Source organism: Sporomusa termitida, assembly GCF_007641255.1.
Classification (GTDB): Bacteria; Bacillota; Negativicutes; order Sporomusales; family Sporomusaceae; genus Sporomusa; species Sporomusa termitida.
Genome location: NZ_CP036259.1, coordinates 3,949,034 through 3,961,149 on the forward strand (window position 1 = coordinate 3,949,034; position 12,116 = coordinate 3,961,149).

The window sequence follows — 12,116 nt, forward strand, 5'->3', positions numbered from 1 at the left end:
TTTCAGCCTGTTGCCCAGGTGCCGGCCATGGTTGACCTGACGGCTTTTACATCATGATTTTTCGGCAACCAGCTTTTGGCTGCCGACAGCCGGCTGCTTGCGTGCCGCCCAAATACCGCCGCAGATAATAAACAAACCGCCGATAATGTGGGGGCTGCCGATTGCTTCGTCTAAAAATAAAGCGCCGAGTAATGCCCCATACAGGGGCAGCGTATTGTAAAAAACCATGGCCCCGCTCGGACCAAGGCGGGCGACGCCGGCATTCCAGGCGTAAAAGCCGATAGCCGCAGGGACAATACCTAAATAAACCGTAATCAGAAGTAATCCGGCGTCAATACTAACAGGAATCCTTTGCAATTCCACGCCGGCCAGCAGGCAAAGCACCGGCAAGCCGATAAACATGGAAAAAGCCGTAGCCGATATGGAAGAACGGTAGCGCATAACCCTGCTGCTAATAACAGAATAAAGGCCCCAGACGGCAACTGCAATCAGGATAATAAGATCGCCCCTGTTAAATTGCGCAGTCTGCCAAAAGGCTAAGGACCCGCCGGAGATCAAAACCAATACGCCGATCAAGGCAAGTATGGCCCCGCCAATCTGCCGTTTGGACATCGGCTCTTTAATCAGCCAGGTTGCAAAGAGGCCGGTCAACAGCGGTGCTAAGCCATTAATAATAGTACTATTAACGGCGGTGGTGTAGTGTAGTCCCCAATACAGAATCGGTGAAAAAAGCACGATGCCGGTTAAGGCCATCGCCGCCAGCAGCGGCCAGTCCTTGCCTGCCTGTCGATCTGCCGGCGGCTGTTGCCGGAGTATTACCGCAAATATAAGTGACGCAATAAGAAATCTGGCGCTGGAAATCGTAATCGGGCCAATAGAATCTTTCAATAAACGTCCTAAAGCTATATTGGAGGCCCAGAGTAAAGTGGCCAAATTTACACAACTAATCCCGATAATCTGGTTTATCCTTGCCTGCTTCATATACCAACCTGCCTTTGCTGTTCAGTGAGATTACTTGCCGGGCTGCCTGCAGCGCTTACCAAAATTATAGCAAATTCCTGGCGAATTCCTATACCTTGGCCGAATTAAACTTTGGTTACCGTATGGATCTTTTCCCGTCTCGACAAAATTAAACAGGACTGCTCTACGGCGGTCCTGTTTCTCTCTGCCTAAATAGCTGTTTTACAATACCCGTTCCCCCAGCAGCGACCCCATCAGCGCCACTGCCACCTTAGCGGTTTGATTGCGGTGATCCAGCACGGTATTCACCTCTACAAACTCGGCACTTGTCACAATATCAGCCGCCGCAATCAGCTCCATAGCCAGATGGCTTTCCCGGTAGGTCAGCCCGCCGAACACCGGGGTGCCAACCCCGGGGGCGTGAAGCGGGTCCATAACATCCATATCGAAGCTGACGTGAACGCCGTCCGTATCGGTGGAGACAATCCGGATTGCTGCTTCCATGACCTTGGCCATTCCCAGCATGTCAATCTCATGCATCGTGTAGACGGTAACCCCCAGCTCTTTCAGGAGCATTTTCTCGCCCCGGTCCAGGTCGCGCACGCCGATCATGACAAATCTCTGCGGATCAAGTTTGGCCTCCCGGCCGCCTACGCCGGTCAGCCGGTCATGGCCCCGGCCGAAGCTTACCGCCACCGGCATGCCATGAATATTGCCGGAAGGTGACGTTTCGGCGGTATTAATATCGCCATGGGCATCAAACCATAGAACCCCCGGCTTTTTTTTATGCTGGAGCACCCCGGACAGGGTGCCGATAGCAATACTGTGATCACCGCCCAGAACTAACGGAAACCGGCCTTTGCCCATTTCCGCCGCCACTTGCCGGCATAACTCCGTATTGACCCGCTCGATCTCATCCAGATATTTAAGCTTGGTTCCGTCTAGCTGGCATGAGTCCGGCCTGTGAGGAACAATATCGCCTTTGTCGTCAACTTCATAGCCAAGTTCCTCCAGCTTTTCCCGCACCCGGGCATACCGGATCGCACTGGGTCCCATGTCAACGCCCCGGCGGTCGGCGCCCAAATCCAGTGGTACGCCGATAATGGAAATCAGGTTGTTAATTGTGGGCTTCATGGGGGGATCCCCCTTTCATTTAGGTTTAGTATCCAGCAAGCATCTATTACATCGCTTATGCGAAAAAACGGCCGGCAGCCATTAGGGCGGCATCGGCAACCTGCTGACAACACTATAATTCATACTCATTATGCTCTGTATTGCCGGCTTTCATGATAAAACTGCCGTTATGTATTGGACTGGTAATTTTTATAAAAAAATTATACCATCGGCCTGGTCCTTCTTCAAGACCGGGCCGGGATTACCGGGAACGGCCGGCGCGGTCCTTTGGCTTTGCCCATAGCAGATAATTCTGGACATACAAGGGAGTGGTTTTACTTTTGGCATCGCCCCCAAAGTAACCAAAAGGTCTAGGCCCGCAGCCTCCAAAAGCTGAAAAGCCGGACAGTATTCCTAAAATCCGAAACTCGCTGCGCTCAAACAGTACGGATTTCTTAACGGAATACCGCCCGGCTTTTCTCCTGCGGAACGCTTTTTCCGGCAATGGCCGGGGGGTGTTATAGCGCCGGGGCAGGCTGCATTAGCCCGGAACCGGTGCTAATAGAATAATACAAAGTTAGCAACAATAATCACAATTAGCGCCCCGATCATGGGGATTGCGGTCCGTTTGACAACATCAAACGGCGAGACGCCGCCCATGCTGGAGGCGACGACAATAACGGCAGTAATTGGCGATATCGCCCGGGCCGCACTGGCCGCAAAGTGCATTGGCAGCAGCATAACCACCGGGGCTACCGACATCTTGGCAGCAACAACAGGGGTTAAGGCGGCAAAGGCAAAAAACGGCGCATTGCCTGAACCCATAACCACTGAAGCAATGGCGATAATGCCGACCATGACCAGAATCATGCCTGCCGCCCCAAAACCGGAAGACTGGGCCGAGGCAATGATGGCATCAATGGTGCCGATCGTCATGAGGCCTTTGGCAAAGGTTTCACCGGCCACAATCAGGGTGATTACATTGGCCATCTGCAGGCCCAGGCCGTCAAAAAACGACTGGATATCGGCCAAAACTTTTTTACCGTCCCGGCAACGGACATATTCAAAGATCATGCCAATAGCCACACCAATAAACATCGCCTTAATAATATCCATCTTAATCCAGGTAATCCACAGACTGCTGAAAGCCAGGATTAAGGCTAACGGCAACGCCGGCAGTATGGCATAGATCATCGGCGGCATATTGGCATCGGCCTCGTCCGCCACTAACTCTGTCGCCTGCACTACATGGCCGTCGCGTTTATCAAACCATTTCTGGGTTACATAGTGAAGAACGGCAACAATAGGAATGACAGCAATAGCAATGGGAATCTGATAATTGGTCCAGTACAGGACCGGATCGATCCCGGCGGTTGTAGCCGACAGGATCGTGCCGGTGTCACTGGGACTCCAGTCCAGACAAAGGGTGGTGGCAATAACCGCCGTAGCTGACAGGCGGCTGACCCCTAAGCTGATTAACACCGGGAACACGGTGACCATCAGCAGCATAGCCAGACCGGAGGCACTGTTAATGCACAAACCCAAAAACATGCCTAATACCCAGGCGCCGGCCATGACCAGATAAGGGGAACGAAGGGCCAGCAATGGTCTTATTGTCAATTTAACCAAGGCCTTGCTGGCGCCGATATGGTCCATATAACGGGCAAAACCGCCTACAGCCATGATGTTCATGCCAAGCCCGGCCGCCCGGGAGCTCATTGTCTGCTTAATAAACTCGAAGGCGTCAAACAGCACTGAGCCGGTGCTGTCTTTAACCGGCAGAATCTGGCCAAGGCCCAGGGCTACCGCTGCGAACATGAGAATGAGGCCGGCCATGAACAGCACCGGCTGGGGTTTATATTTTTTTACGATCAGATAGCCCACCCAAAAGGTCACGAGTAAAGAAAGAATAATACCCACTTTTTTTACCTCCATTTTTTTGTAATGCTCTGGTACGGTACCAGCTGCCTAAACAGCCCCTTATCAACACCCCCTTACGCTGTTACTGAATCTCCTGCCAGCCTTGCACGTCGGTAATGCCTAAACCGGGTGCGTCAGAAATACTCAGCTGGTTTTTGGAAAAACTTACGCCGCCGATTACCGGGTCTTCAGCCAGCAGCACGGCCGCGTCCAGATCCGCTGTGCTGATAATCTTCTTACCGGCCGCCAGGCTCGCCGCGGCCGTAATGCCGACTTTGCTTTCCAGCATACAGCCCATCATACACTGAATGCCCATAGTTTCGGCCAAATGGGCAATCTTGACGGCATTATGCAGGCCACCGGCTTTCATAAGCTTAATGTTAATCAGATCACAGGCCCGCATAGCCAGCAGCTGAAACACTTCGTAGGCGCCAAAGGCCGATTCGTCGGCCATAATATCGGTCTCAACCTGGTCGGTAACATATTTGAGGCCGGCAAAATCATGGGCCGGAACGGGCTGTTCAATCAGTTCAATCCCTAAGCCCATATCTTCAAATTTGCGGATTGTCCGGACAGCTTCCTTCGGACTCCACCCCTGATTGGCATCCAGCCTAATTTTCACATCCTGGCCAACAGCGGCCCGGATGGCTTGCACCCGTTGGATATCAAGCGCCGCCTCGGTGCCTACTTTTAATTTCAGTTCGGTGTACCCTGCCGCCACCGCCGCCAGCGAATCCGCAACCATTTCTTCCGGGGCGTTGATACTAATCGTCAAATCCGTGGTTATGCCCTGCCGGTAGCCACCCAGTAATTTATAGAGCGGAATGCCATGCCGTTTGCCAAACAGGTCATAAACGGCAATGTCCAGCGCCGCTTTGGCCGAGCTGTTATGCAGCATCGCGGCATCAATAGTGGTCATGATGCCTTCCAGATTATCAACATCCATCCCGATTAGCTTGGGGCCGATTGTGTCGCGGATGGCGGCGATGATGGAATCCTGACTGTCACCGGTGATCACAGCCGTGGGCGGGGCATTGCCAAAACCGGTTTCGCCGGTGTCGGCAATCATCTTGATGATAATATCCTCGGCTGAATGTACCTGTCGTAAGGCTGTTTTGAAGGGTTTTTTCAGGGGAATACTCACTTTGCCAATTCTAATTGCCGCAATTTTCATTAAATAAATCCGCTCCTCTCACTACTCTCATTAATTATATGTGGCTTAACCACATAAACAGTCCTGACTGTTCCTAGAAAAACCCTTGGTACCCTTGAACTTTTACAATCTGAGGCGATAAAAAAATCCAGCATAATCAACCTTCTACTAACAGAAGGTTGGTTATGCTGGATTTTATTTACGTCTGCACCTGCGTTCATAAACAGGCGTACAATAAACAAAGCAGCGGTCATGGGTGTTTTTAGTCGTTCAAATCAAGGGGCATGCCGTTCATAATGCGGAAAAACTTTTTTTGCGCATCTTTGTAGGCAACTAAAATAGCTTTTTGCGATGAACCGAAATAACGGGCTTCTACGTGCTGCCGCATAAGTTCAAACTCATCCTGCATACTTTTGCCGGCAAACAAACTGCCAATAAATTCAGCGGTGGTAGGCACTGTCGCCGAACTGCCGCAGGCTACAATCCTGCCCGTTTCCCGTTCCACCACAAAGCCAATGAAAAACTGGCCATAGTGGTGAGTAATCGGATTATTCTGCTGAGACTTGGCATTACCCACTATATAGATGGTATTATCTGCAAACATCTCGCTCTCCATCTAGTTTGTAATGGATTTTATCTCCTCCTATATTCGCGAAAAATGCTTGTTTTCCTTTCGCGGTTGTGCCGATTTTCAATTATTTCAACAATTGGTTCGCCTTAATTTTGCAATACTTGGCAAATAATCGCCAGCCAGCCCTCTCAGATCATCCATAATTCGCCAAGCAGGAAATCAGATTCTTTGCAGGGAATATAATGATCCACACAACTACTGGAAAGAAAGAGGCTGCTATGAAACTTATTTCCTGGAATGTAAATGGGCTGAGAGCCTGCCTGGGTAAGGGCTTTGGCGATTTTTTCACCGGTGCCGGAGCCGATATCTTTTGTATCCAAGAGACGAAAATGCAGCAAGACCAGTCAGAACTGGTTTTGCCCGGCTATGAGCAGTACTGGAACAGCGCTGTGAAAAAGGGCTATTCAGGCACTGCGGTTTTTACCCGGCTTAAACCGCTGGCCGTTACCTGGGGCCTGGGTATAGAAGAACATGATCAGGAAGGCCGGCTCATTACCCTGGAGTTTGATGAATTTTATCTGGTTAATGTCTATACCCCTAATTCACAGCGCGGGTTGCTGCGGCTGGAATACCGGCTCCGGTGGGAAAGCGATTTCAGAAACTATCTCCTGCAGCTTGATAGAAACAAGCCTGTCGTTATGTGTGGCGACCTCAATGTAGCCCACGAGGAGATCGATATCAAGAACCCTAAAGCCAACAGAAAGAATGCCGGCTTTACCGACGAAGAGAGAAATAGCATGACCGTCCTGCTTGCGTCCGGGTTTACCGACTCTTTCCGGGCTCTATACCCTGAGAAAAGGGATGCCTATACCTGGTGGTCGTATATGATGAATGCCAGAGCCCGTAACATTGGCTGGCGGATTGATTACTTTATCGTTTCCGACAGGCTGAAAGATGTGATTGCCGCTGCTCATATCTATCCTGACATTATGGGCAGTGACCATTGTCCTGTCGGCCTGGAGCTGCATCCGCCCCTGTCACCGCAATAGAAAAAGCACGCGGCTCCGGGCCTGGGCGAAAACGGAAATAAAAATTTAATAAAGGATGAGGGTATGAAAAAAATAACCATCCTTGCTACCGGGGGAACGATTGCCGGGGTCGCTCCCTTTCCCGCCGGTACTGTCAGCTATCAGCCGGCAGTAGTGCCCATTCAGGAGCTGCTGGAGCAAATTGGTTCACTGCCGGGTATAGCCGCGGCCACCAGTGAACAACTGGCGCAAATAGACAGCGCCGATATGAACCACGGCATCTGGCTGCAGCTGGCCAACCGCCTCAATGCCCTGCTGCAGCAGCCAACTGTGGACGGGGTTGTGGTCACCCACGGCACAGATACGCTGGAAGAAACCGCTTATTTCCTGAATTTAGTTGTAAAAAGTCCCAAACCGGTTGTCCTGGTCGGCGCTATGCGCCCGTCCACAGCCATAAGCCCTGACGGCCCCATGAATCTGTATAACGCCATCATCCTGGCAGCAAGCCCTTCGGCCTGGGATAAGGGGGTGCTTGTCGCCCTCAATGACACGATCAATTGCAGCCGCGATGTAACCAAAACCAACACCTCGCTCCAGGACACCTTTAAAGCGCCTGAGCTTGGCTATCTGGGCTATATAATCGACAATCAGCCTCACTTCTACCGCCTGCCGACCCGCAGGCATACCTATCTGACCGAATTTGATATTACCGGCCTAAACGAGCTGCCGCCGGTTGATATCCTTTACGGGCATGTAAATGATTACGGCACCCTGGCTCAGGCGGCGGTGGCCGCCGGCGCCCAGGGCCTTGTCTATGCCGGTCTGGGTAACGGCAATCTGTCCCAGCATATGCGGCAGGTCCTTGGCAATATTCAACAGCAGGGAGTTGTCGTGGTGCGCGGCACCCGGGTTTGCAACGGGGCAGTTACCCGCAACGGGGCGCTTGACGATGAGCAGTATAACTTTGTCGTGGCCGATACCCTGAGCCCGCAAAAAGCCCGCATCCTGCTTATGCTCGCCTTAACGAAGACCAGGAACCCTGCCAAAATTCAAAACATGTTCTGGATTTATTAATAGTTAGAAAGCTTGGCAGCCGGGTGTCCCGTTACACAGAAACTGAAACGCCTACAGCACAATGATCTGCTGTAGGCGTTTCTATTATCCGACTATTTACCCCGTCCGGTTTTCCGCATGGGCATTTTATTGTTTGTAGTTTTAGCCTTACTTGCCTTGGGGAATGGTTTATTATTTTCATTGGCTTTTTTCTTCTTTTCTTGTAGTAAAGCGAGTAAATCCACTTAGAACTCCTCCTTTGCCAGCATCAACGTACACCTCTATTTTACAACGTCATGTACCCATTAAGCAAGACTTGGTGCCAGCTTACTTAAATAGTTTAAATAGTCCGGAAGCCTACTTGTTTTGTTGTATATAGCCTGCCTTTAATCTTTGTAGCCTGGAGGGCAGCCATCACCAGCGGGCCTTTGCCGTCCAGGATCTCTACATACGAGCAGGTCTCCTGAACATCAATTATCCCAATATCCCCGGCGCTAACCCCGGCAATGGCAGTGACGGCTCCCAGGATATCTCCCGGTCTCATTTTAGTTTTTTTACCGGCATTGATACGAATTCTGGTAATCTCACTATTTAGTTTGTCACTGATATCCGGTTTGTACGCCGGCTTAGCCTTATCATGCTCAGAAATCATATTGCCACGCTCAACCGCTGCCCCTGTGGGCTGTTCCAGCCTGGGTATTTTATATTGCACAAATTCCTCGATTGCCGCTAAGGCCCTTCGTTCAGCCAGGGTGACAAAGGTTAGCGCCGCGCCTGCATTTCCCGCCCGCCCTGTCCGGCCAATACGGTGAACATAGCCCTCATGATCCAGAGGAAAATCATAATTGATCACCAGCGCGATCTCCGCCACATGAATTCCCCGTGCGGCCACATCGGTAGCAATCAGAAAGCGAAACTCGCCTCTTTTAAAGCCTTGAATGGCCGCTAACCGCTCCCTTTGCTCCATTCCGCCATGGAGGGTTCCACAGAGATAGCCGGCATGTTTTAGTTCCGCCGCCACCAGTTCCGCTTTTTCCCTGGTGTTGCAAAACAAAATGCAGCTATCCGGCCGTTCAGTAACCGCTATCTTTTTGACAAGCCTGAGTTTGCCGCTTTCTTCAACCTCATAGTAGCCCTGCTGAATTGTTGCTGCAGCCGGGCTTGCCGACTCAACCGCCAGCCTCACCGGCGCCAGCATGTATCTACTGCATATCGCCTGGATTTGCTCAGGCATTGTTGCGGAAAACACCAAAGTAACCCTGTTCCCGGGCAGCTTGGCGATAATTGCTTCAACCTGTTCAATAAAGCCCATATCCAGCATTTTGTCGGCTTCATCAATAATCAGATATTTGATTGCAGCCAGGTTGATACTACCGCTTACCGTATGATCAAACGTTCTGCCCGGCGTACCGACAATAACATGAACCCGCTGGCTTAACTCTCTTCTTTGTATCGCCATCGGTTGCCGGCCGTAAATAGCAGCACACCTTATTTTCTTAAACCGTCCGATATTAGCAATATCCTGTTTTACCTGTACAGCCAATTCCCGGGTTGGTGTAAGCACTAAGGCCTGCGGACTCCTTTGCTCTATTGCGATCTTTTCACAAACCGGGATGGCAAAAGCAGCCGTCTTGCCACTGCCGGTCTGTGATTGCACAATAATATCCTGCTCTGCAAAAACCAGGGGTATCACTTGTGTCTGAACCTCAGTCAGTGTTTCATAGCCTAAGGTTACCAATGCCTTTTTTATTTCTTTACTAAATCCGTCTATGATCTTCAACCCTCATTCGCACAGATTAAATGCGCTGTATTCTTTATTTTGTGCTTGTCCAGAATATCTTAATCATCTACTGCAGTAACCAAAATTGTTTTAGGGCCGCGCCAATCCGGCTAACACTATTTGTGCGTACGGCGCCTTGCCATTCCCGGGGAAAGAGCCGCTTATACCGGGCTTGCGAAAACCGTTCATCAATAAGCAGAACCAGTCCCCGGTCCTGCTCGGTACGGATTACCCGCCCTGCGGCCTGCAAAACCTTGTTCATCCCCGGATAGACATAGGCGTACTCAAACCCCTGGCGGTTATTCTGATTAAACCACTGTCTGATAATCTCCCGCTCCAGGCAGACCTTCGGCAGCCCCACACCAACAATGACAGCGCCAACCAGCCGCTCACCGGTCAGATCAATGCCCTCACCAAATACGCCGCCAAGAACGGCAAACCCCACCAGGGTTTCGGTACTGTCAGCAGAGAACTGCGCCAGAAAGCCGGCGCGCTCGGCTTCCGTCATCTCACCGGTCTGTTTGCTAACGCTGATACGTGGGTTTTGCAGGCAAAACCGCCGGCCTACTTCCTCCATATACCGGTAAGATGGCAGGAATACCAGATAATTTCCGGTTTTAGCCGTAATTGCGGCGGTAATGCTGTCGACAATTACGTCATAGGTCTGGGCTCTGGTTTTGTAGGTTGTACTGATATGATCGGCGACCAGAAGCCTTAGATTGCCGGCGGCAAACGGCGACGGCACCGCAATTCTGCCATCACCCTCCCCGCCCCCTAAGATCTCAAAAAAGTAATCGACCGGGGTAAGGGTAGCGGAAAAGAAGACGGTCGCCCGCCCCCGCAGCCCCGCCTGCCGCAGCAGCTCCGCCGGATTAACGCAAAACAGTTTAAGTTTTACATCTTTATCGATTTTTTCGGCATAGGTCACATACCGTTCATCATAGGTCTCGGCCGTACGCAAGAAAGCATTCGCCATAAAATAGCTATCCAAAAGCTCCTCCCGGAACTCGGCCTGCTCATTTTTGGCCAGCCACTTTTCGGCTAAATCCATAAATTTTCGCAATAAGGGCAAGACCTCGCTGCAGGCCTGTTCGCGCACAAAATAGTCTGTTTCCCCGGCTGCTGTCTTGTCTATGCATAGCTTCCCCAGCTTCAGCAAAAATGTATTGATCTTGCCGGCGGCCTTAGCCAGGGCAGGAAGCTTATTGTTAACGGTTTTTTTTATTCCCAGAAAGCTTTGCTTGGTTATCGCCGCGGAAAACATCTCCCGGGCCCGGTCAACAAGATTATGGGCCTCATCAACCAGAAAGCAATATTGCCCGCTGTTTTCAGAAAAGAACCGTTTCAGATAGACCCTGGGATCGAACACATAATTATAGTCACAGATAACGGCATCTGCCCAAAACGCCAGCTCCAGCGATAATTCAAAGGGACAAACCCGGTATTCCCGGGCGTACTGTTCAATAACTTCCCGGGTAAAAGCCGCCTCTGGCCAACAATGATGCAAGGCCGGCTTAATCCGGTCATAATAACCCGCGGCATAGGGACATTCCTCCGGTGTACAAGCCGAATCAGGCCTAAAACATATTTTATCCTTGGCAGTCAGGGTCAGGGTTTTACACTGCAAACCGGCCTGTCGCAGACGGTCAAAGGCAGCCTCGGCTAACTGCCGGGTTACCGTTTTCGCGGTGAGGAAAAATATTTTTTCCACATGCCCCAGTCCCAGGGCCTTAATGGCGGGAAATATAACGGCCATTGTCTTCCCTGTGCCGGTAGGCGCCTGGGCAAATAACTTAACCCCCCCGCAGATCGTCTTATATACGGCAACAGATAACTGCCGCTGGCCCGGGCGAAATCCAGAAAACGGGAACCGCACCAGGCCGGCGGAGGCATCACGGCTTGCCGCCCAGTCGCCAAGCCGCTGGGCCCACATAGCATAGTCACTGATCAGCGCCTCAAAAAAAGCAGCCAGTTCCTGCACCGGATAGATTTGCTTGAACAGCTTGGTTTCCAGGGTAGCGGCCTGGCAGTAGGTGAGCTGGACGCCAATCCGCTCCAGTTCATGCTGGACGGCATAGATGTAGGCGTAACACTTCGCCTGGGCCCAGTGCAGTTGGTTATACCCGGCCTCAATCGTTTCCAGCTCCTGGGTAACAGACTTAATCTCATCAATGGTAATCTCCGCCAGGCCTGTTTCCGCTATTGTCGTAATTACGCCGTCTGCCCGCCCGCTAATCTGCAGGACAAGATCAGCCCACGTGACTGTTATTGCCAGGCTGACCTCCGGCTGATACTCGGAAGTCTGGGCCTGCTGGAGCTTACGGTGGATTTTAGCCCCGTCAGCCAGGCGTGAGCTGCCGGTAAAGGCTGCCACCAGGTCACCTGCTCTAAGTACAAACTCAACTAAATTGCGGACCGAGGTCTTAATTACTTTATTCTCAGACATAAACGCTTGCCCTCTTGCTTTTGTGTTTTAGCGCTGTCAGTAGCAGCTTTACCGGCAGACAAGCTCCTGGCTGCAGCGTTTGTCTGCGTAAA

The 12,116-nt window shown here is 51.4% G+C and carries 10 protein-coding genes; 2 read left to right on the top strand and 8 right to left on the bottom strand.

Going from position 1 to position 12,116, the window contains the following annotated elements; genetic code table 11:
• Nucleotides 1-51 precede the first annotated feature (51 nt).
• The 5 genes from SPTER_RS18535 to SPTER_RS18555 all read right to left on the bottom strand — a co-directional run bounded on the left by SPTER_RS18535 (nt 52) and on the right by SPTER_RS18555 (nt 5,750).
• Nucleotides 52-981, bottom strand: a complete 930-nt coding sequence (locus tag SPTER_RS18535; protein WP_144351747.1) for a DMT family transporter — start codon at nt 979-981, stop codon at nt 52-54.
• 201 nt (nt 982-1,182) lie between these two features.
• On the bottom strand, nt 1,183-2,094 hold the full coding sequence (rocF, locus tag SPTER_RS18540) for an arginase (protein ID WP_211367322.1): 912 nt from the start codon (nt 2,092-2,094) through the stop codon (nt 1,183-1,185).
• A gap of 537 nt (nt 2,095-2,631) precedes the next feature.
• Entirely contained in the window at nt 2,632-4,008 is a 1,377-nt protein-coding gene (gene dcuC, locus SPTER_RS18545; RefSeq protein WP_144351748.1) for a C4-dicarboxylate transporter DcuC, read from the bottom strand.
• A gap of 67 nt (nt 4,009-4,075) precedes the next feature.
• Entirely contained in the window at nt 4,076-5,167 is a 1,092-nt protein-coding gene (locus SPTER_RS18550) for a mandelate racemase/muconate lactonizing enzyme family protein (RefSeq protein WP_144351749.1), read from the bottom strand.
• 241 nt (nt 5,168-5,408) lie between these two features.
• Complete coding sequence (locus tag SPTER_RS18555) at nt 5,409-5,750, bottom strand: DUF3870 domain-containing protein (protein ID WP_144351750.1); 342 nt, start codon at nt 5,748-5,750, stop codon at nt 5,409-5,411.
• Between the two features lie 245 nt (nt 5,751-5,995).
• On the opposite strand from SPTER_RS18555, the gene SPTER_RS18560 reads away from it, so the two are divergent.
• Together SPTER_RS18560 and SPTER_RS18565 are read left to right on the top strand one after the other, a co-directional pair.
• Complete coding sequence (locus SPTER_RS18560; RefSeq protein ID WP_144351751.1) at nt 5,996-6,766, top strand: exodeoxyribonuclease III; 771 nt, start codon at nt 5,996-5,998, stop codon at nt 6,764-6,766.
• A gap of 63 nt (nt 6,767-6,829) precedes the next feature.
• Nucleotides 6,830-7,819, top strand: a complete 990-nt coding sequence (locus SPTER_RS18565; RefSeq protein WP_144351752.1) for an asparaginase — start codon at nt 6,830-6,832, stop codon at nt 7,817-7,819.
• A 92-nt stretch (nt 7,820-7,911) separates the two neighbouring features.
• Here the strand turns inward: SPTER_RS18565 and SPTER_RS25720 are convergent, their stop codons facing one another.
• The 3 genes from SPTER_RS25720 to SPTER_RS18575 all read right to left on the bottom strand — a co-directional run bounded on the left by SPTER_RS25720 (nt 7,912) and on the right by SPTER_RS18575 (nt 12,024).
• Complete coding sequence (locus SPTER_RS25720) at nt 7,912-8,043, bottom strand: hypothetical protein (RefSeq protein ID WP_281289458.1); 132 nt, start codon at nt 8,041-8,043, stop codon at nt 7,912-7,914.
• 95 nt (nt 8,044-8,138) lie between these two features.
• Nucleotides 8,139-9,578, bottom strand: a complete 1,440-nt coding sequence (locus SPTER_RS18570) for a DEAD/DEAH box helicase (RefSeq protein ID WP_144351753.1) — start codon at nt 9,576-9,578, stop codon at nt 8,139-8,141.
• A 67-nt stretch (nt 9,579-9,645) separates the two neighbouring features.
• A complete protein-coding gene (locus SPTER_RS18575) occupies nt 9,646-12,024 on the bottom strand; it encodes an ATP-dependent DNA helicase (RefSeq protein ID WP_144351754.1) in 2,379 nt (792 codons plus the stop codon).
• Nucleotides 12,025-12,116 lie beyond the last annotated feature (92 nt).